The following is a 17,555-nucleotide window of genomic DNA, read 5'->3' as shown; positions in this document are numbered from 1 at the left end:
CCAAGGGACAAATCCATGCTGCTCACCCGCCAGACGCTGCCGAAGACCATCCCCGATATCGCAGCCCTCGACGAGTTGCTGTGCCGTCCGACGCAAGCGCTGATCGACGACCTCGCCAAGGTCGAGGGCGACATCATGATCCTCGGCGTCGGCGGCAAGATGGGCCCGACGCTGGCCGGGCTCGCCAAGGCCGCCGCGCCCGATCGCCGGATCATCGGCGTGGCCCGCTTCAGCGACGCCGGCGTGAAGGACTGGCTGCACGCGCGCGGCGTCGAAACCATCAATTGCGACCTGATGGACGAGAAGGCAATTGCGGCGCTGCCGAAGGCGCCCAACATCGTCTTCATGGCCGGCCGCAAGTTCGGCGCCGAGGGCGATCTGTCGCTGACCTGGGCGATGAACGCGCATGTGCCGGCGCTGGTGGCACAGGCCTTCCCGTCCTCGCGCATCGTGGCGTTCTCGACCGGCTGCATCTATCCCTTCGTCCCCGTCGACGGCAAAGGCTCGACCGAGGAGATGGCGCCGAACCCGCCCGGCGAATACGCCCAGTCCTGCGTCGGCCGCGAGCGGATGTTCGAGTATTTCTCGCACAAATTCGCAACGCCGGGCCGGCTATTCCGTCTCAATTACGCGATCGACATGCGCTATGGCGTGCTGCACGACATCGCGACGAAGGTGCTCACGGGCACGCCGATCGACGTCAGCCTCGGCCATGTCAATTTCATCTGGCAGGGCGATGCCTCGGCGCAGGCGCTGCGCTGCCTCGCTCATTGCACGACACCGACCTCGCCGATCAATGTCAGCGGCCACGAGATTCTGGCGGTGCGCGATCTCGCCCAAAGTTTCGGCGCAAGGTTCGGCCGCGCGCCGGTGCTGACCGGCAAGGAAGAGCCGACGGCATGGCTGACCGACACGTCGAAGGCGGTCGAGCTGTTCGGCCTTCCGGTCGTCGACACCGAGCAGCTGATCGGCTGGACCGCCGATTGGGTCTCGCGCGCCATGCCGAGCCTCGGCAAGCCCACCAAATACGAGGTGCGCGATGGCCGTTACTGACGCCCCGCACATCGTCCAGCTCGGCGTCGACGACGCGACCGCGGGGCTGGCGTTGTCGACGGAAGCGCACTGGAACCAGACCGACGAGGATTGGCGCATCTTCCTGCGCGACGGCGTCGTGTTCGGCATTCGCGACGGCATGCGGCTGGTCGCAACCGCAGCACTGCTGCCCTATTCCGGCAACAACGCCTGGATCAGCATGGTGCTGGTATCAGGCACGCATCGCCGCCGTGGCCTTGCCACCCGTCTGGTCGACGCCTGCCTGGAGACGGCGCGTCAGAACGGCCTGACCAGCTGGCTCGATGCCACGCCGGACGGCGCCGCCGTTTACGGACCGCTGGGGTTTACTCCGACCCTGCAATTGCGCCGCCTGAAGCTGATGAAGCCTGCGCGGGCCGAAGCGCCGCCATCGTCATCCGCGACGCTCGATGCGCTTCGTATACGGGACCGGCGGGCCATCGGTTTCGACCGGACCGCCCTCCTCTCCGCCTTCGCACAGCGTTCCGGCTCGCGCATCGTCGGTGCGAACGGCGCCATCGCACTGGTTCGCGACGGCCGGACCGCCCGCCATATTGGCCCGTTGTTGGCCGACAATGCCGCGGCAGCTCTGGCGCTCGTTGACGCGATCGTGCGTTCCGAGACCAGCCCGCTCCTACTCGACGCCGTCGCGTCGCAAGCAGCGTTCCTGGAAGGCTTGACCGCCTCCAGCTGGACCATCGAGCGGCCGTTCCAGCGCATGCGGTTCGGCCCCGCCACCGTCACGGGCGAGGAAATGCCATTCGCCGTCGCCGGCCCTGAATTCGGATAGGACATCATGCATCACAGCCAGATCAACAGCGACATCCGCAACCTGATCACTGAGGGCACCGTGCTACCGGCGCATCCGCTCGCGCTCACCGCCGAGCGCCAGCTCGACAAGACGCATCAGCGTGCGCTGACGCGCTATTACATCGACGCCGGCTCTGGCGGCCTTGCCGTCGGCGTGCACACGACGCAGTTCGCGATCCGCGACGTCGGTCTCTACCGTCCGGTGCTCGAGCTCGCCGCCGAGACCGCGGCGAGCTGGACCAGGCGACCGCTGGCGATGGTCGCAGGCCTCGCGGGTCCGACAAACCAGGCGGTCACCGAAGCCCGCACCGCGCGCGACATCGGCTATCATGCCGGCCTGCTCAGCCTCGCCGCGATGAAGAGCGCCTCCGAGGACGAGATCATCGCGCACTGCACGGCAGTCGCCGCCGAGATCCCGCTGGTCGGCTTCTATCTTCAGCCGGCCGTCGGCGGCGTCATCCTCTCCGCCCGGTTCTGGCAGCGCTTCGCCTCGATCGACAATGTCATCGCGATCAAGATCGCGCCGTTCAACCGCTATCGTACCCTCGACGTCCTGCGCGGCGTCGCGGCCGCCGGCGCGCTCGACCGCGTCGCGCTCTACACCGGCAATGACGACCACATCCTGCTCGATCTGATGCTGCCGTTCGATCTGCGCGACAACGGCGTCACCACGCGCACCTACTTCAAGGGCGGCCTGCTCGGCCATTGGTCGGTGTGGACGGCCAGTGCGATCAAGCAGTTCGAGCGCTGCAAGGCGGCGCGGCACAAGGACAGCGTGCCGGCCGACCTGCTGGCACTCGATGCCCGCGTCACCGACTGCAACAGCGCCTTCTTCGACGTCGCCAACAACTTCCACGGCTGCATCGCCGGCTGCCATGAGGTGCTGCGGCGCCAGGGCCTGATGCAAGGCCTGTGGTGCCTCGATCCGAACGAGGGCCTCAGCCCGGGCCAGAAAGAGGAGATCGACCGCGTCACGCGCGAGCACGCCGATCTCAGCGACGATGCCTTCGTTGCCGCCAATCGGGACAAGTGGCTGGCATGAGCCCTGCCCCCTTCATCAGCCTGCAGGGCGTCCGCAAGGTCTATCGCAGCGGCGGCGCCGAATTCCTGGCGGTGTCCGACGTCACCATGGACGTGCAGGAAGGCGAGCTGGTGTCGCTGGTCGGCCCGTCCGGCTGCGGCAAGACCACGGTGATGAAGATCCTGGCCGGCCTGCACGGCGCCGACGGCGGCACGGTGAAGATCGGCAACGCCAACAGCCCGTTCGATCCGACCCGCGACATCGGCATGGTGTTCCAGCAGGCCTTGCTGCTGAAATGGCGGACGATCCTGGACAATGTGCTGCTGCCGGCCGAGATCGTCGGCCTGCCGATGAAGGCCGCCCGCGAGCGGGCGCGCGATCTTCTCAACCTCGTGGGCCTTGCCGGCTTTGAGCAGAAATATCCGCAGCAGCTCTCCGGCGGCATGCAGCAGCGCACCGCGATCGCACGCGCCTTCATTCACGACCCAAAGCTGATCCTGATGGATGAGCCGTTCGGCGCGCTGGACGCGCTGACGCGTGAGCAGATGAATCTGGAGATGCTGCGGATCTGGCGGGAGAGCGGCAAGACCATCATCTTCGTCACGCATTCGATCCAGGAAGCCGTATTCCTGTCCTCGCATTGCGCGGTGCTGACGGCGGGACCTGCGAAGATGGCCGACTATTTCCCGATCGACCTGCCCTTCCCGCGCGATCTGCCGCTCAAGACGACCGATGCGTTCGGCGCCTATGCAAGGCGGATCTACGCGAAGCTGGGGCTTGGGGCGTAATTCGCCACACCAAAGGTCTCGTAGGGTGGGCAAAGCGAAGCGTGCCCACCATTGCAAGCGGCACAAAGAACGTGGGCACGGCGCAAGTGCGCCTTTGCCCACCCTACGAGAGCGCGGCGCGATCGCGGCACCGCGCCCTCCTCACAATCAGCTCTTGTTGCGCATCTTGCTGAGCAGATAGTTGTCGTAGAAGTTCTCCGCGATCTGCGTATAGAACAGCAGCTCCTTCATATACGCGTCGTGGCTTTCCTTGGTCCGCTTGAACAGGTCGCTCTTGGCGGCGAGCTCGTTCAGATGCTCCTGGGTGGCGTTGTAGCAAGCCTCCAACACCGGTTGCGGGAACGCCCTCAGCTCCGCGCCGTTCGCGATCAGCCGCTTCAGCGCCGCCGGATTCACGCTGTCGTATTTCTCGAGCATCCAGGCGCCGGCCGCCGCGCCGGCCTGGTTGACGATCGCCTGGTACTGCTTGGGCAGCGACGCCCATTTCTCGTCGTTGACGATCATGTGCAGCATCGCGCCGCCTTCCCACCAGCCCGGGAAGTAATAGTACTTGGCGACCTTCTGGAAGCCGAGCTTCTCGTCGTCATAGGGGCCGACAAATTCGACCGCGTCGATCGTGCCCTTCTCCAGCGCCGGATAGATGTCGCCGCCTGCGATCTGCTGCGGCACGACGCCGAGCTTGGCAAGCACGTGGCCGCCCATGCCCGCGATGCGGAATTTGAGGCCCTTGAGATCGTCGACGGTCTTGATCTCCTTGCGGAACCAGCCGCCCATCTGGGTGCCGGAATTGCCGCAGAGGATGGCGTGCGCCTTGAACGGTTTCAGCGCCTCGTTGGTGAGATCGGCGCCGCCGCCGAAGTGCCACCACGATTCCTGATGGCGGTGATTCATGCCGAACGGCGCGCCGGTGGCGTAGGCCAGCGCCGGCTCCTTGCCGATGTAGAAATAGAGCGGGGTCTGCGCCATCTCCACCGAGGCCGTGCTGACGGCATCGAGCGCCTGCAGGCCCGGAACGATCTCGCCGGCGCCGAAGGTCTGGATCTGGAATTTGTTGTCGGTGGCCTCAGCGACGTATTTCGCGAAGGTCTGCGCCGTGCCGTAGATGGTGTCGAGCGACTTCGGGAAGCTCGACGTCAGGCGCCATTTGATCTCGGGCGCGCTCTGCGCGATCGCAGGTGCGGCAACCAGCGTCGTCGCGCCGGCGACCGCGCCGCCCTGCAGAAATGTACGGCGTTTCATGATGGGGTCTCTCCCTGAACTAAATTTCAAACATATGGCTTGCGGCGGCGATCTTCGCGGACCGTTTGCCCGTTCCCGTAGCGGAGTTCAAGATGCGCGAGGAGATGGCCCTGTAGCCTGGATGGAGCGGAGCGAAATCCAGGAATCGTGCCACAAGCGACAGGGGTCCCGGACTACGCTGCGCTCCATCCGGGCTACGAGACTATGAGCTGAAGGGCTTCAGAGCAGCTTGGCGCTGACGAACAGCGCGCGCACGGCGTTGGTTGCCTGCACCGCCAGCATCGCGTTACCGGCTGCGCCTTCCAGAGCCTCGACGGCGTCCTCGTGCAGGGAGCGGAATTCCATCCATTCGACCGACTTGAAGTTGGTCAGGAATTGATAGGCCTGACCGACGGTCGCGATCGCCAACGTGTCGCCGTTCAGCTTGATCTTGAACGTCGTACGCAGCGGGGTCTCGGAACTTGATGGATCACTCATGGGCTGCTTCTGGACGATGACGGCTTAACGAAGGGGAAACGGCAGCCCCGCCGCAGCAGGCGAATATCAGGAGTCGGTGCTGGCGCGCTGCGAGGCAGTCGCAGATCCGCTCAGGCTCGGCACCACGACCAGACGGTTGAACTCGCCATTGTCGTAAGCCTTGAGGAAGCGATCATAGTCCTTGATCGAAACGCAGCCGTTGGAATCGCCGCGCGGCCCGAGCATGTAATTGTGGGTGAGAAGGCCGACGCGGCCGAGCGCGCTGGTGCCATCGGTGGGCGTCAGGCGCAGCGCGCGGACACCGTGGAACAGCTTCTCGCGCGGCTTCAGGTCGTAGGTTGCGGGCGGGGTCGCGCCGACCATGCGCTGGTCGACATGATTGGGGTCGTCCATCAGCGCGCCCATGCCGGAATGGGCTTCCAGCGCGACGCCGCTCGGCAGGTAAAGCGCCTTGGCCTTGATGTCATAGACCGCCGTCCGCGAATCGTAGCCGAGGGCGGCCAGATCTGGCGCCTTGCCGAACAGGCCGTCGCTGGGCGTCAGCGAGGCGAGCCTGATCTTGTCGGTGAATTTTTCGAAGAAGTTGCGGTTGTCGACCTTGGGGTTGGTCTCCGCATAGGCCTGGCTGGAGGCGATCTGGGCGGAGAAGTCCGCCTGGGTCGGGCGCGAGCGCGGCATCGGGATGGCGTCGGCACGCTGCGAGGGCCTCGTCTCGTCGACCACGTGCCGGTCATCATCGGTCAGGGTCGTGCGCCAATCGTCGCCCTGGAGCTTCTGGGCGAGCATCGCCTTGGCGTCGCGGAGCTTGAGCTGGACCGCACTCAGGGCGGAACGCTCCATCGTCCGCAGGCCAAGGTCGCGGGCGGGCGGGTTGCCGGACGCCGACGCGAAACGGTCCTCGAAAGAAGGGGCATTGGCCGGCGGCAGCGCAGCAGTGATTAGCGGGGTCGAATTGCCAAAATTCGAATTCCCGATGTCAGTGACCCAGGCGGCGGCGCCAAGCGCCATCGCGACGGCGGCCAGAGACAGCAGAACTCTCTCGGCTCGCCCGACACGGCGGCGCGACAACAGCCTCTCGGCATGTGCTGCGTCGGAAACCATCAGATCCCCAAATCGACCCCCGGGGGGCCCAACCCCCGCCCGGAGACTCTATACCAGTTACCACATTGGGGGCCAAAAGTTAGGCATAATCGCGGCCGGCAAGCCCTCCTAAGGTATCCAATGACCGATCCTTTCGATCTAGAGCGCTTCGTAACGGCTCAGAATCCGGTTTTTCGCGACGTCCAGGGGGAGCTGGCCCGGGGCCGGAAGCAGACTCACTGGATGTGGTTCGTCTTCCCTCAGATCGCCGGCCTCGGCTTCAGCGCCATGTCGCAGCGCTACGACATCGGCTCCCCCGCGGAGGCCAAGGCCTATCTCGCCCATCCCGTGCTCGGGGCGCGCCTGATCGAATGCACCGGGCTGGTGCTCGCGGTTCAGGGCCGGAGCATCAACGCGATCCTCGGCGCGCCGGACGATTCCAAATTCCGCTCGTCGATGACGCTGTTCGGCGCGGTCTCCGATGAGCCCGTGTTCGGCGAGGCGCTCGCCCGCTATTTCGCAGGCGAACGCGACGCCGCGACGCTGGAAATCCTTGCCACCCTCGGTCGCTAAGCCAGGCGCGCACCCGCGGCATCCACCAGCGTAAACCCGCGATTAATACGGTCTGTCTATTTTCCGGAGAATATCTTTCTCCCCGCGCCAATTGCCGGACAGATCATGAAAATCGGAACGCTGCTGACCACCGCCATCGTCTCACTCTCGACCGTGGGCGGTGGCCTCGCCGTCTACGTCGCCGTGACCAAGTACCAGACGATGGAGCGGATCGGCGAGGCGCAAGGCCGCCTGGCGATCGTCCGCGCAGCCAGCGACATCCCGCGCTATCTCAACCCCGAGCGCGGCTTTTCCACCAACATCCTCTACGGCCCCGCCACGATCGACCCTGCACTGCTCGCCGAACAGAACAAGCTGCGCAAGCAGACCGACGGCGCCCGCGACAGGATGAACGCGCTGCGCAAGGAGCTGCCCGGCTCGTTCGACGACGGCAACAGCGTCGGCAGCAACATCGATGGCATCAATGCGAAATTCACCGCCTTGCGCGAGGCCATCGACAAGGCGCTCACCGGGCCGGCGGAGACCCGCAAGGACGCAGCCAAGAAGATCGTCGCAGACAATGCCGTGCTCAACAGCGGCGTGACCGCGCTGCTGAACGAGCAGGTCCGCCGCATGGCGATCCTGAACGGCGACGCCTACCGGCAGGCCAGCTACGCCAATACCGCCATGACGTTGCGCGACGTCGGCGGCTTCAACTCGAGCCTGCACAAGAACCTCGTCGGCGGCAAGAAGCCGGCGACCGATGCCGAGAAGGCTGACATCGGCCGCTCGCAGGGCCGCAACGACCAACTCGTGATGGCCCTTCTGGAATTGCGCGGCAATCCGGCAACGCCGGCGAACGTCGCGACCGCGCTGGAAAAGTTGAATTCGATCTATGTCGAGGAATTCGGCCGCGAGCTCAAGCTCGTTAAGGACGGCGCCGTCAGCGGCAAGTACGAACACGATATGGACACCTATTACGCCGCCACGCAGCGCGGCCTCGGCACCATCATCGAGGTCCGCGACGCGTTCTATGACAATGCCGAGCAGATCCTCGCCGGCGCCTCCTCGGCCGCGCGCACCAGCTTCACCATCGCGCTTGCAGGCCTTGCCGCCGTGCTCGTCGCGAGCGTCGGCCTCATCGTGATGGTTCGCCGCCGCGTCTGCGCGCCGATCGTCGGCCTGACGAACCGGATGTCGCGGCTTGCCGAGGGCGAGGTTGCGGACAGCATCCCGGGCGCCGAGCGCTCCGACGAGATCGGGGCGATGGCTGCCGCCGTCCAGGTCTTCAAGGACAACATGATCCGGGCCGACCGGCTCGCGGCCGAGAAGCAGGCCGAGAACGACGGCAAGATGCGCCGCGCCCAGGCGCTCGACGAACTCACCCGCGCGTTCGAGGCCAAGGTCACCGAGCTCGTCGGCGGCCTGTCCCGGGCCTCCTCGACCATGGAAAGCACGGCCCAGTCGATGACTTCGACGGCGGCCCAGACCAACAGCCAGGCCGCGGTCGTCGCCACAGCCTCGGAGCAGACCTCGACCAACGTGCAGACCGTCGCCAGCGCCACCGAGGAGCTGACCTCCTCGATCTCCGAGATTGGTCGTCAGGTCGCTCAATCCACCGAGATCGCGGCCCGCGCCGTCGAGAACGCCCGCCGCACCGGCGACACCGCACGCACCCTCGCCGAGGGCGCGCAGAAGATCGGCGACGTCGTCACGCTGATCCAGAGCATTGCCGAGCAGACCAATCTGCTCGCGCTGAACGCGACCATCGAGGCCGCCCGCGCCGGTGAGGCCGGCCGCGGCTTTGCCGTGGTCGCCTCCGAGGTGAAATCGCTGGCGGGCCAGACCGCCAAGGCCACCACCGAAATCTCCGAGCAGATCACGGCGATCCAGACCGCGAGCGACGAGACAGTGGCCGCGATCCGCAACGTGGCCGACGTCATCGGCGAGATCGACCAGATCGGCACCGCGATCGCCGCAGCGATCGAGGAGCAGGGCTCGGCGACCAAGGAGATCGCCCGCAGCGTCCAGGAGGCCGCCCGCGGCACCCAGGAGGTGAACACCAACATCGCAGGCGTGCAGCGGGCCGCCGACGATACCGGCGCGGCCGCAAGGGAAGTGCTCGGCGCCGCCGAGCAGCTCTCGACCCAGTCGCGCGATCTCGCCGGCCAGTTCGACCGCTTCCTCGGCGAAGTCAGGGCGGCGTAGACAAGTTCAATAAGGCGGCGCCTTGCGCGCCCGCTGCGCCTTCGCCGCCTCGATCCACCAGGCGAGATCGTCGGCAAAGCGCGGGAACGCGCGCTCCAGGGCCTTGCCGCCATCACCGATCGGCTCGCCGTCGGCCGACAATGTCTGTGCGATCGGGCCGACCCCGATGGTGCTCGACACCACCACCATGCCCATCTCCGACAGCGTGCCGTGCCAGGCGGTCGCGGCGCGCGCGCCCGAGAAGCGGCCGGCGGAATAGCTCACGATCGCGGCCGGTCGCCAGAACCACTCTTCGAGGAAGTGGTCGGTGAGATTCTTCAGGCCGGGCTGGATGCCCCAATTGTACTCGCCGGTGACGAAGACGAATCCGTCGGCGTCGCGGATCTGTCCGGCCAGAATCTCCAACGCTTCGGGTGCCGACCCCTTCGGATACTCCTTGTACATGCGATCGAGCATCGGCAGGCCGATCGCCTTGGCGTCGATCAAGGTGACATCGTCGCCCCGCGCGCGCAGCCGATTGATGACGAAATTCGCAAGGCGGATGCCCATGCGGTCGGAACGGTAGGAACCGTAGAGGACGAGGATGCGATTGCTCATGGCCGGATGGTAGCACAAAACCGGCGTCCGGCCCTACTCGATCCGTCAACTATCGCCCGCGTCCGCGCTCCAGCGTTTGCGACGGAGTCTCGCCAAACTGGTCGCGGTAACTTCGGGAGAAATCGCTGAGATGCCAGAAGCCGAACGCAAGCGCCACCGCCTTGACGCTGTCGGCGCCGGCGAGCAGCCGTCGGCGCACCAGCCACAGCCGGCGCAGGCGCAAGTAACGGTGCAGGCTCATGCCGCGATAGCGGCGGACGACGTCGTGCATGGTGCGGACGGACAGTCCGAGCTTGCGGGCAATCTCCTCGCTGTAGATCGGCTGCGAGAGGTCATCGGACAGTAGCGCACTGATATCCCGGAACATCCTGAAGTTCCGCTCGTCATTGGGGCGCAGCGTCCAGCGGACCGAAACGACATCTCCCAACACGTGGTCGACGGCCGCGAGCAGGGATTCCTTCATTGCTCTTGCCTTGACCGGGAGATCTGACGCCTCGACGGGCTCTGAGGCCGCGGCCAGCACCTCACGCACCACACGGCGCAGCCGGTCCAGGCCAGCGGCACTCGTTTCGAAAATCTTGAAGGTCTGGGAAGCTCTGGGCCAGCCGCGGTCCCTCACCTCCGGGCTGAAAACCACTGAGGCGATTTGCCGCTGCACCTCCTCGATGACGGTGTAGGCCGCGCCGCCGCTGCCGATGACCACGGCCGGGCGCGCACGTTGCGAGCCATTGAAGCGAATGGGGACGTTGAGGTCGTCCATCGTGAAGCCGATCGCCGTGCAATTCCCGACGAGCTGTGCATCAACGACCCGGGGAAACGCGCACGTCAAATTCACGTCGCACCCGGGCAACGACAGAATTGTCTGCTCAGACGAAATCTTCCGTACGAAAGGCGTGAACTCGAAATTCAGCCCGCGTATGGCGCTTCGAAATTCGTCGACGTCTGAAAAACGAAATGTCTTGAGTGCCAGCCTGGGCACGTCATCAATGCTGTTCATGAAAATACGAAACCCGGTGTCGCAATCGACGCGCATCCGGCAACGGTGCCGATCCGCTTCCCCTTTTTGGTTTCTCGTCGGACCTGAAGAATCAATCCTAACGTGTCCTGATCAATTGGGAAGGGTCCAACTGAAAGGACAAGCCGGGACGTCGAGCCTTGCCGATTTTCGATAGCATTTCCCGAAATGCCGCGGTGTATAATACTCTGGGATTTAATTCTCAAAATTAAAAATTAACATCTTTGAGGCCCAATAAAGCTCGTTAAATCGTATAGCTATTTTATTTCAGGCTCCTGCCATGATGGCAAATTCGCCTGCTGATATTTTGGTCGAGTTGGAGGATGCGGTCGCAACTTGCCCGCTGGACCGCTGCGCTCGCATCCTCGAAGGCATTTTGCAGCTGCTCACCGGCAGCCGCGACCGGCCTCAGGAATTGCTGGCCAGTGTGGTCGACGGCGTCCTGCTTCGATTGACGGAGCGGGTCGAGGCCAGCGCATTGATTCAACTCGGCGCGGCGCTTGCCGAGCTCAAAGTGGCTCCGCCGAAGACCCTGCAACGTCTTGCCTTACACGACGATCCCGGCGTGGCCTGCCCCGTTCTGCTCAAATCGCAGGCGCTCTCCACGTCCGATCTCGAAACAATCGCGATTTCGAGCGGCGAACCGCAGCAACTCGCGATCGCTGTCCGAGCGCGCATCGAACCCCGATTGACCGAGACGCTCATCAAGCGCGGCGGCCGCGCCGTTCACCTTGCGCTGATCAGCAACGCAGGGGCGCGGTTCTCCGATGCCGCCTACGTCGCGCTCGTTGAAACGTGCGCAAGCGATGACGAACTCACGAAGGCCCTGGCGCTCAGACCAGGCACGCCAGATCCGGTCCTGCGGAAATTGCTGCCGGCCTCGCCGGCCCCCGATGCTCGCGCGGAGCCAAAGGCTTCCACCGTCTCGTGTCCTCGAGCGGCAGCGCCGATCGTGCCCAAGCTGCCCAGCGCGGCCGCCTATGCAAGCGCACGGCCGGAGATCGTCGCGCTCAACCGCATCGGCAAGCTCAACGATTCTGCGGTGAACCGCTTCGCGATCCGCGGCGAGACCGCCAATTTGTTCACCGCCTTGTCGGTGCTTTCGGGGACCCCCATCGAGATCGTCGAGCACGTCATGACCGACGGCGATTGCGAAGGCCTGGTGATGGCCTGCCGGGCGTCGCGGCTGAACTGGCAGACCACGCTTGCCATCCTGAGCAACCGCAGCGGCACCAGGCTTTCCTTTGCCGAGCGCGAACGCGCACAACACGTTTTCGAGACTCTGCTTCTGTCGACCAGTCAATGGACGGTGCGTTGGGGGGAAATCGCCGCAAGCGTCAAGGAGAGCAGTCGGCGAGATCGCGGCGCAAAAACGGGGGGTAGCCGATGAAGTTCGACGGCCGCAAGGCGGCGCGCGTGCGGATGGACCACAGGCAGGCCGTCAATCTGATGGGCTCTGACGGCACATGGCGGCGCAGCTGCGTTCTGCTCGACGTGTCGCAGACAGGCGCAAAGGTCGAGGTCGAGGGCACGCTGGACGTGCTGCAGGCCAAGGAATTCTTCATGCTGCTGTCGTCGACCGGGCTCGCCTATCGGCGCTGCGAGTTGGTCTGGATCGATGGCACCACGGCCGGCATTCACTTCGTCACCGCTGACGGCAAAAAGAAGCCGGCGAGCGCACCCTCGGCTGCTACGCAGACCGTCGCCCGAAGCAAATAGGCCAACAATTCATCCCAATTATTGCAATCCACGATAGTCCAGGTCGAGCCGTGCAGAACGCGCGAACCATCCTCAGCCCCGTCAACGCGGACGGCATCCGCGAGAAGGAAGCGGCCCGCTCCTTCGTGCATGTGCTGGCGGATACGTCCGACAGGCTGGCCGGCGTCTGCACGATCCTTGAGGACCGTTTCGCCATCGCCGGCGAACGGCTGGACGCCGAAGCCAAGCTGTCGCAGGTGCCCGCCGCCATCGTCATCCGCGCGGACCTGCGCGACGTCGACAATATCGCCGCCCTCAAGAGACGGGCTGGCAAGCTCGCCAAGGCGAAGAAGCGGATATTTCTCCTCGAGCACAGCTCTCACGTCGGTATCTCGCAAGCCTACGCGCTCGGGGCGACGCACGTCCTGTCCGGTACGATCAACCGGCCCAAACTACTGTCTGCGCTGTGCGATCCGGCGAATCCGTCCTCCGCCGCGCCGGGCGGGATGTCACGGTCCGACAACGCCGTCGAGGCGGCGGCGACCGCTGTCGCATCGATGTTCACGGCTGTGACCCTGGGCCAACCTCTTGACATAGACGGCACCAAGGAGGCCGGCCGCCAGATCGCCGATCGCATAACCGAGCGAGGTCTTTCGGAATGGCTCTCGACGGTACGGCGCCACCACGAGGGAACCTATCAGCACTGCCTGCTCGTGACCGGCCTCGCCATCGACTTCGGCCTGAGCCTCGGTGTCGGAAGAGCCGATCTGGAGCGTCTGTACTCGGCAGCCATGTTCCACGACATCGGCAAGGCGCAGATTCCGCTGGCCATTCTCGACAAGCCGGGCCGCCTCGATGCGGAGGAACGTGGCCTGATCGAGACCCATCCGGCCGCTGGCCATGAGTTTCTAAAGGGCCACGACAAGATTTCACCGGAAATTCTCGATGCCGTTCGTCATCATCACGAGTACCTCGACGGCAGCGGCTATCCCGATGCGCTCTGCGCCGAGAGCATCGGCGACGTCGTAAGGATTCTCACGATCTCCGACATCTTCGCAGCGCTGATCGAGCACCGGCATTACAAGCCCACCATGCCTCGTGCGGAAGCCTACGACGTCCTCTGCGGGATGAGCGGAAAATTGGAGAAAGCGCTGGTGACCTCGTTCAAGGAGGTCGCGCTCACGCGATAAGGCCGGCTGGCCTATGGCGATGGCCGCGAAGCGAGCCCGGCTAGTGCGTGGCGCGATGGCTGGCGCGGTGCGGGATGGACCGGCAGGCCAGCCCGTCGGCCAGCAGCTTCATGTCCTCATGCCTGCCGCTGCGTATCAGCCGGCCGAACTCTTCGGGTGTGAAAGGAAGACTTGGATCAGCATCGATGGGGCGCCGCAGCCGCGGGCCGAAGAACCATCGAACCAGGCTAGCCAGCCGCCGCATGTCAATTCCCTCGCGCCAGCAACAAACCTCTCAGTCTGCATATTGTTCCTCCCGCATCTTCGAGATTGCAAGAGGCCGCGAACGACTCCGCACCAAAAAAATTTTGCGAGAGAATAATCTCCTCTTCATCGTGCTAATCGGCAAAACCCACGTAGCGCACGAACTCTTCGTTATGCTCGCGGTCCGAGCGAACGGCGTTCGCGGCGAGTCGTCGTCGGGATAGCCCATCGCGACGCAGGTCATGATCATCTCGTCCTCCGGAATTTCTCGCGACCTCGCGCACGATGTCGGAGCGCATGATGCCCTGCCCGTTGGTGACAGAGCCGAGACCGCGGTCCGTGCCGCGAGCACGATGCCGTAGCAGGGCGCACCGAGATCGACCCGGCTCGTTCTTGAAGCCACGCACGCTGCGGCATGACTAGACCAGCGTTTCGAATTCCACCCTCTAAAGCCTCCCCGCCCTTCATCCACCGGCCTGACGACACGGCCGGTTGCCGATGCGGCGCGCAAAATCTATGCTAAGCGGCAAGCAAGACCAAGAACCCTGGAGGACCGCAACCATGGCCGCGCCACTCGATCCCGTCATCGCCCAGATCATTCCGCTCATGCCGATGCGCGATCCCACGGTCATGACGCCACAGAGCGCCCGCGATTCCTTGCGCGCACTGGCTGCCTCGCGCGCCGCCATCCCGCCGCCGCCCGTCGCCAGCGTCGAGGACATCAAGGTGAAAGGTGGCGCCGGCCCGCTTCCTGCACGCGTCTACCGGATCGGCAGCACGCCCGCGCCAACCGTGGTGTTCTTCCACGGCGGCGGCTGGGTCGCGGGCGACCTCGATACCCATGACCGGCAGGCGCGCAACCTCGCGATCGAGACCGGCGCCGTCGTCATCTCCGTCGACTATCGCCGCCCGCCGGAGACGCGCTTTCCGGGCGCGTTCGAGGACGCCTTCGCCGCCGTGAGTGATATCTTCGACCGCGTCGCGGAATTTGGCGGCGACGCAAAACGCCTCGGCGTTGCCGGCGACAGCGCCGGCGGCAATCTCGCCGCGACCACTGCGATCGCCTGCCGCGATGCTGGCATCAAGCTCGCCGCGCAATTGCTGGTCTACCCCGTGACCGACCGACGTCCTCGGCGCTTACGCCGACGTGCGCGAGAACGCGCGCTATCCCTCACGCGCCGAGAATGCCGAGGGCTACTTTCTGACGCGTGCCACGATGGAATGGTTTTGCGGCCATTATCTCGCCGAGCCCGATCACGCCCTTGATTGGCGCGTCTCGCCGCTGCGGGCCGCCTCACTTGCGGGCCTTGCACCCGCGGTCGTGACCACCGCCTGGTTCGATCCCCTGCGCGACGAGGGCGCTGCCTATGCGCGGGCGCTGGAGGCCGCAGGCGTGCGGGTCAAGCATCACGAGGGCCCCGGCCTGATCCACGGCTATTTCGGCATGGGCGACGCCTCGGACGTGGCGCGTGCCGAGGCGCAGCGCGCGCGAGCCGACTTCAAGGCCCTGCTGGCGCGCGGGACCTGACGCAGAGCCGAGACACGGCGGACCCGATCTCAAGCGGCAGCGGACGGTCAGCCGTTGGCCGCCGCCACCTCAAAGAAGCCCGTCGCCTGAACCAGGCGACCATCTTCGCCAAAGCGGCCGAAGCTCTCGCCCTTGACGAAGACGCGGCCGGCGCCGTCGTACATGGTCCAGCGGAAAAGCGCCTGCTCGTGGTGTTCGAGGAAGCTGTCGTTCCTGAAGTAGGCGCCCGGAAATTTTTGCTGCGTCTGCCCGATGCGGGCCATCAAGGCTTCCCGCCCCGCCACCTGCGAGCCCGGATCCGTGTACACGCAATCGGCGGCCACGCTCTGTTCGAGCAGCCGACGCCGTTCGCTCTCCTCAACGGGCCCCCATGCGGCCTGATAGGCGTTCCACGTCCTCAGTCGCGCTTCGTCGTTCATCTCGCAACACCCTCTGGCTTTTCCTAATCATGACAAATTGACAATTATCGAAATTTTGTCAAGATGTGAACGATTGATGGGGAGATCATGGTTCAATCCCGCGCCTCGAAAGAACAGCTTGCCGTCGCGGCTGCGACCACGGTCTTTTCGCGCTACGGCTATGCCCGAACGACGATGGGCGACATCGCCTCCGAGGCGGGGATATCGCGGCCCGCGCTCTACCTGCTCTTCCCCGACAAGGACGCGGTGTTCGCGGCAGTCATCCAGGGAATGGACGAGCAGAAGCATCGCGAGATCAGGGCCGCGATCGCCCGCCTCGACGGGCTTCACGCCAAGCTGCTCCACGCTTGCAAATCCTGGGGATGTCATGGCTTCGACCTGGTCGAGGCGCATCCGGATTCGGCCGATCTCTTCGACCTCGGCTTCCCCGCAGTCCGACAGGTCTATGACAATTTCCAGTCCCTGGTCGTCGAGCTCATCGGCGATCAGGTGCGGTCCGCAAGGGGAGCGGACGAGCCCGAAGTTTTGGCGCGCTGCCTCGTGTTCGGCATGCGCGGACTGCGGGAAACAGCCAGGAGCGGCAAGGAGATGCGGCGCTTGATCGCCGTTCAGGTCGCCATGCTCATCAGAAGCATCGGCGGCAAGGTTTAGACTGTGCAGAGCGGCCTATCGCGCGCTCCGCGTTCCCTCTGCGCCGGTGTGCCCCCAAGTCTCGTCCCAATCCTGGCCGGCGGCGTCGACCACGCGGCCGTCGGCTTCGAAGAACTTGTTCGGCACCTGGAAGATCGCGAGGATCAGGGCCCCGTCCGGACACCAGGCGGCATGCCGGCTGCCTGCCTCGCGCCAGATGAATTCGCCGGCCTTGCAGGCGATGCCCTTGGCCGGCCCCTCCTTGTCGACGAGTGCGCCTTCGATCACCCAGCTCTGCTCGATGCCGACATGCTCGTGATCCGGCAGCACCGATCCCGGCGCAAATCGCATCAAGGCGGTCATCAGGCCGGTGCGGCGATCGAACAGCAGTGTCTTGGCCTCGCAGCCGGGAAAGCGCGTCGTCTGCCAATCCATGTCTTGCGGCCGAACCAGGTGCGAATGCTGATCGGCGGCTTCCCAGTGTTTCGGGATCACGGCGTCCATCACGATGCTCCATCCAGCTGAGCTGGCCAAGCCTAGCAGCATTGCCCGCCGCGGTCAGCGAGCAGTGCAACAGGAAGCGAGCCTGTTGCCAACTCCCACTCGAAAAAATCGCCAGCCGGACCGGACGGCAGGCCCTCATCCAGCTTGATTGCGCCACGATTCCCGGCTCCAATCTCTCCGCCATTTCTGGTTTTACGGAGACACCCATGATGAAGCGGATTTTCCTGGCTGCAATCGTTGCCACCTTTGCGGCAGGCTCGGCCTTCGCGCAAGAAACCTGCGAGAGCAAGGCGGTCGGCAAGGACGGCAAGCCGCTTGCCGGCGCCGCCAAGACCTCGTTCCTGAAGAAGTGCAAGGCCGACGCCTGCACGCCCAAGGCCGTGAGCGCCGACGGCAAGCCGCTCGCCGGCGCTGCCAAGAACAGCTTTATGAAGAAGTGCGAGGTCAGCGCGTAAGGCGCGCTCGATCTACCCCCTCGCCCCGAG

22 protein-coding genes are annotated in these 17,555 nt (G+C 65.0%); 13 read left to right on the top strand and 9 right to left on the bottom strand.

Annotated elements, in window-relative coordinates; all coding sequences use genetic code 11:
* Positions 1–15: 15 nt before the first annotated feature.
* The 4 genes from GGD62_RS01780 to GGD62_RS01765 are packed head-to-tail and all read left to right on the top strand — an operon-like array spanning position 16 to position 3,690.
* On the top strand, positions 16–1,053 hold the full coding sequence (locus tag GGD62_RS01780) for an NAD(P)-dependent oxidoreductase (RefSeq protein ID WP_183706900.1): 1,038 nt from the start codon (positions 16–18) through the stop codon (positions 1,051–1,053).
* A complete protein-coding gene (locus tag GGD62_RS01775) occupies positions 1,040–1,861 on the top strand; it encodes a GNAT family N-acetyltransferase (protein ID WP_183706899.1) in 822 nt (273 codons plus the stop codon). Before GGD62_RS01780 ends, GGD62_RS01775 begins: the two co-directional genes overlap by 14 nt.
* A gap of 6 nt (positions 1,862–1,867) precedes the next feature.
* Positions 1,868–2,923, top strand: a complete 1,056-nt coding sequence (locus GGD62_RS01770) for a dihydrodipicolinate synthase family protein (RefSeq protein ID WP_183706898.1) — start codon at positions 1,868–1,870, stop codon at positions 2,921–2,923.
* On the top strand, positions 2,920–3,690 hold the full coding sequence (locus tag GGD62_RS01765) for an ABC transporter ATP-binding protein (RefSeq protein ID WP_183706897.1): 771 nt from the start codon (positions 2,920–2,922) through the stop codon (positions 3,688–3,690). The genes GGD62_RS01770 and GGD62_RS01765 overlap by 4 nt, the downstream gene beginning before the upstream one ends.
* Positions 3,691–3,837: 147 nt before the next feature.
* Here the strand turns inward: GGD62_RS01765 and GGD62_RS01760 are convergent, their stop codons facing one another.
* The 3 genes from GGD62_RS01760 to GGD62_RS01750 form a co-directional block, all read right to left on the bottom strand.
* Positions 3,838–4,929: a TRAP transporter substrate-binding protein gene (locus tag GGD62_RS01760; protein WP_183234109.1), complete on the bottom strand. Its 1,092-nt coding sequence runs from the start codon at positions 4,927–4,929 to the stop codon at positions 3,838–3,840.
* 219 nt (positions 4,930–5,148) lie between these two features.
* Positions 5,149–5,406 (bottom strand): hypothetical protein, encoded by a 258-nt coding sequence (locus GGD62_RS01755; RefSeq protein WP_018322933.1) that lies wholly within the window; start codon positions 5,404–5,406, stop codon positions 5,149–5,151.
* A gap of 66 nt (positions 5,407–5,472) precedes the next feature.
* Complete coding sequence (locus tag GGD62_RS01750) at positions 5,473–6,438, bottom strand: DUF2778 domain-containing protein (RefSeq protein WP_183707575.1); 966 nt, start codon at positions 6,436–6,438, stop codon at positions 5,473–5,475.
* Positions 6,439–6,627: 189 nt separating this feature from the next.
* On the opposite strand from GGD62_RS01750, the gene GGD62_RS01745 reads away from it, so the two are divergent.
* Positions 6,628–7,059 (top strand): DUF1810 domain-containing protein, encoded by a 432-nt coding sequence (locus GGD62_RS01745; RefSeq protein ID WP_183706896.1) that lies wholly within the window; start codon positions 6,628–6,630, stop codon positions 7,057–7,059.
* Positions 7,060–7,164: 105 nt separating this feature from the next.
* Positions 7,165–9,246, top strand: coding sequence for a methyl-accepting chemotaxis protein (locus GGD62_RS01740; RefSeq protein WP_183706895.1), 2,082 nt, complete (start codon positions 7,165–7,167; stop codon positions 9,244–9,246).
* Positions 9,247–9,252: 6 nt separating this feature from the next.
* Here GGD62_RS01740 and GGD62_RS01735 read toward each other — a convergent pair whose 3' ends face one another.
* Together GGD62_RS01735 and GGD62_RS01730 are read right to left on the bottom strand one after the other, a co-directional pair.
* The gene (locus tag GGD62_RS01735; protein WP_092261990.1) at positions 9,253–9,843 is read right to left on the bottom strand and encodes an NADPH-dependent FMN reductase; all 591 of its coding nucleotides are present in this window, start codon (positions 9,841–9,843) and stop codon (positions 9,253–9,255) included.
* A gap of 49 nt (positions 9,844–9,892) precedes the next feature.
* Positions 9,893–10,840 (bottom strand): AraC family transcriptional regulator, encoded by a 948-nt coding sequence (locus tag GGD62_RS01730; protein WP_183706894.1) that lies wholly within the window; start codon positions 10,838–10,840, stop codon positions 9,893–9,895.
* 298 nt (positions 10,841–11,138) lie between these two features.
* On the opposite strand from GGD62_RS01730, the gene GGD62_RS01725 reads away from it, so the two are divergent.
* From GGD62_RS01725 to GGD62_RS01715, 3 genes are read left to right on the top strand one after another with little or no spacing between them, the layout of a single operon-like run.
* Positions 11,139–12,248: a DUF2336 domain-containing protein gene (locus tag GGD62_RS01725; RefSeq protein ID WP_179730640.1), complete on the top strand. Its 1,110-nt coding sequence runs from the start codon at positions 11,139–11,141 to the stop codon at positions 12,246–12,248.
* The gene (locus GGD62_RS01720; RefSeq protein ID WP_028144927.1) at positions 12,245–12,577 is read left to right on the top strand and encodes a PilZ domain-containing protein; all 333 of its coding nucleotides are present in this window, start codon (positions 12,245–12,247) and stop codon (positions 12,575–12,577) included. Before GGD62_RS01725 ends, GGD62_RS01720 begins: the two co-directional genes overlap by 4 nt.
* A 50-nt stretch (positions 12,578–12,627) precedes the next feature.
* A complete protein-coding gene (locus GGD62_RS01715; protein WP_183706893.1) occupies positions 12,628–13,746 on the top strand; it encodes an HD domain-containing phosphohydrolase in 1,119 nt (372 codons plus the stop codon).
* A gap of 40 nt (positions 13,747–13,786) precedes the next feature.
* Here the strand turns inward: GGD62_RS01715 and GGD62_RS01710 are convergent, their stop codons facing one another.
* Positions 13,787–13,990: a hypothetical protein gene (locus GGD62_RS01710; RefSeq protein WP_018322924.1), complete on the bottom strand. Its 204-nt coding sequence runs from the start codon at positions 13,988–13,990 to the stop codon at positions 13,787–13,789.
* A 133-nt stretch (positions 13,991–14,123) separates the two neighbouring features.
* Positions 14,124–14,288: a hypothetical protein gene (locus GGD62_RS01705; RefSeq protein WP_246799973.1), complete on the bottom strand. Its 165-nt coding sequence runs from the start codon at positions 14,286–14,288 to the stop codon at positions 14,124–14,126.
* Positions 14,289–14,550: 262 nt separating this feature from the next.
* Here GGD62_RS01705 and GGD62_RS01700 point away from each other — a divergent pair, with 262 nt between their 5' ends.
* Both GGD62_RS01700 and GGD62_RS40700 read left to right on the top strand, forming a co-directional pair.
* Positions 14,551–15,255: an alpha/beta hydrolase gene (locus tag GGD62_RS01700; protein ID WP_246799993.1), complete on the top strand. Its 705-nt coding sequence runs from the start codon at positions 14,551–14,553 to the stop codon at positions 15,253–15,255.
* Positions 15,206–15,517 carry an alpha/beta hydrolase fold domain-containing protein gene (locus tag GGD62_RS40700; RefSeq protein ID WP_409333928.1) on the top strand — a complete coding sequence of 104 codons (312 nt, stop codon included), beginning with the start codon at positions 15,206–15,208 and terminating at the stop codon, positions 15,515–15,517. Before GGD62_RS01700 ends, GGD62_RS40700 begins: the two co-directional genes overlap by 50 nt.
* 47 nt (positions 15,518–15,564) lie before the next feature.
* Here the strand turns inward: GGD62_RS40700 and GGD62_RS01695 are convergent, their stop codons facing one another.
* On the bottom strand, positions 15,565–15,936 hold the full coding sequence (locus GGD62_RS01695) for a nuclear transport factor 2 family protein (RefSeq protein ID WP_018322921.1): 372 nt from the start codon (positions 15,934–15,936) through the stop codon (positions 15,565–15,567).
* A gap of 87 nt (positions 15,937–16,023) precedes the next feature.
* On the opposite strand from GGD62_RS01695, the gene GGD62_RS01690 reads away from it, so the two are divergent.
* Positions 16,024–16,587, top strand: a complete 564-nt coding sequence (locus GGD62_RS01690; protein WP_183706892.1) for a TetR/AcrR family transcriptional regulator — start codon at positions 16,024–16,026, stop codon at positions 16,585–16,587.
* A gap of 15 nt (positions 16,588–16,602) precedes the next feature.
* On the opposite strand, the gene GGD62_RS01685 is transcribed toward GGD62_RS01690, so the two are convergent.
* On the bottom strand, positions 16,603–17,070 hold the full coding sequence (locus tag GGD62_RS01685) for a cupin domain-containing protein (RefSeq protein ID WP_092261985.1): 468 nt from the start codon (positions 17,068–17,070) through the stop codon (positions 16,603–16,605).
* Positions 17,071–17,276: 206 nt separating this feature from the next.
* Between GGD62_RS01685 and GGD62_RS01680 the strand changes: the two genes are divergently transcribed.
* On the top strand, positions 17,277–17,525 hold the full coding sequence (locus GGD62_RS01680) for a hypothetical protein (RefSeq protein WP_018322918.1): 249 nt from the start codon (positions 17,277–17,279) through the stop codon (positions 17,523–17,525).
* Positions 17,526–17,555: the final 30 nt, after the last annotated feature.

The sequence above is a fragment of the Bradyrhizobium sp. ERR14 genome (genome assembly GCF_014198235.1).
In the GTDB taxonomy this organism is placed as follows: domain Bacteria; phylum Pseudomonadota; class Alphaproteobacteria; order Rhizobiales; family Xanthobacteraceae; genus Bradyrhizobium.
This window is presented reverse-complemented; position numbering and strand designations above follow the sequence as displayed.

Coding starts and splice junctions, on each gene's coding strand:
- GGD62_RS01780 (WP_183706900.1), top strand. CDS start 16: ATGCTGCTCACCCGCCAGACGCTGCCGAAGACCATCCCCGATATCGCA.
- GGD62_RS01775 (WP_183706899.1), top strand. CDS start 1,040: ATGGCCGTTACTGACGCCCCGCACATCGTCCAGCTCGGCGTCGACGAC.
- GGD62_RS01770 (WP_183706898.1), top strand. CDS start 1,868: ATGCATCACAGCCAGATCAACAGCGACATCCGCAACCTGATCACTGAG.
- GGD62_RS01765 (WP_183706897.1), top strand. CDS start 2,920: ATGAGCCCTGCCCCCTTCATCAGCCTGCAGGGCGTCCGCAAGGTCTAT.
- GGD62_RS01760 (WP_183234109.1), bottom strand. CDS start 4,929: ATGAAACGCCGTACATTTCTGCAGGGCGGCGCGGTCGCCGGCGCGACG.
- GGD62_RS01755 (WP_018322933.1), bottom strand. CDS start 5,406: ATGAGTGATCCATCAAGTTCCGAGACCCCGCTGCGTACGACGTTCAAG.
- GGD62_RS01745 (WP_183706896.1), top strand. CDS start 6,628: ATGACCGATCCTTTCGATCTAGAGCGCTTCGTAACGGCTCAGAATCCG.
- GGD62_RS01740 (WP_183706895.1), top strand. CDS start 7,165: ATGAAAATCGGAACGCTGCTGACCACCGCCATCGTCTCACTCTCGACC.
- GGD62_RS01735 (WP_092261990.1), bottom strand. CDS start 9,843: ATGAGCAATCGCATCCTCGTCCTCTACGGTTCCTACCGTTCCGACCGC.
- GGD62_RS01730 (WP_183706894.1), bottom strand. CDS start 10,840: ATGAACAGCATTGATGACGTGCCCAGGCTGGCACTCAAGACATTTCGT.
- GGD62_RS01725 (WP_179730640.1), top strand. CDS start 11,139: ATGATGGCAAATTCGCCTGCTGATATTTTGGTCGAGTTGGAGGATGCG.
- GGD62_RS01720 (WP_028144927.1), top strand. CDS start 12,245: ATGAAGTTCGACGGCCGCAAGGCGGCGCGCGTGCGGATGGACCACAGG.
- GGD62_RS01710 (WP_018322924.1), bottom strand. CDS start 13,990: ATGCGGCGGCTGGCTAGCCTGGTTCGATGGTTCTTCGGCCCGCGGCTG.
- GGD62_RS01705 (WP_246799973.1), bottom strand. CDS start 14,288: ATGCGCTCCGACATCGTGCGCGAGGTCGCGAGAAATTCCGGAGGACGA.
- GGD62_RS01700 (WP_246799993.1), top strand. CDS start 14,551: ATGGCCGCGCCACTCGATCCCGTCATCGCCCAGATCATTCCGCTCATG.
- GGD62_RS40700 (WP_409333928.1), top strand. CDS start 15,206: ATGGAATGGTTTTGCGGCCATTATCTCGCCGAGCCCGATCACGCCCTT.
- GGD62_RS01695 (WP_018322921.1), bottom strand. CDS start 15,936: ATGAACGACGAAGCGCGACTGAGGACGTGGAACGCCTATCAGGCCGCA.
- GGD62_RS01690 (WP_183706892.1), top strand. CDS start 16,024: ATGGTTCAATCCCGCGCCTCGAAAGAACAGCTTGCCGTCGCGGCTGCG.
- GGD62_RS01685 (WP_092261985.1), bottom strand. CDS start 17,070: ATGGACGCCGTGATCCCGAAACACTGGGAAGCCGCCGATCAGCATTCG.
- GGD62_RS01680 (WP_018322918.1), top strand. CDS start 17,277: ATGATGAAGCGGATTTTCCTGGCTGCAATCGTTGCCACCTTTGCGGCA.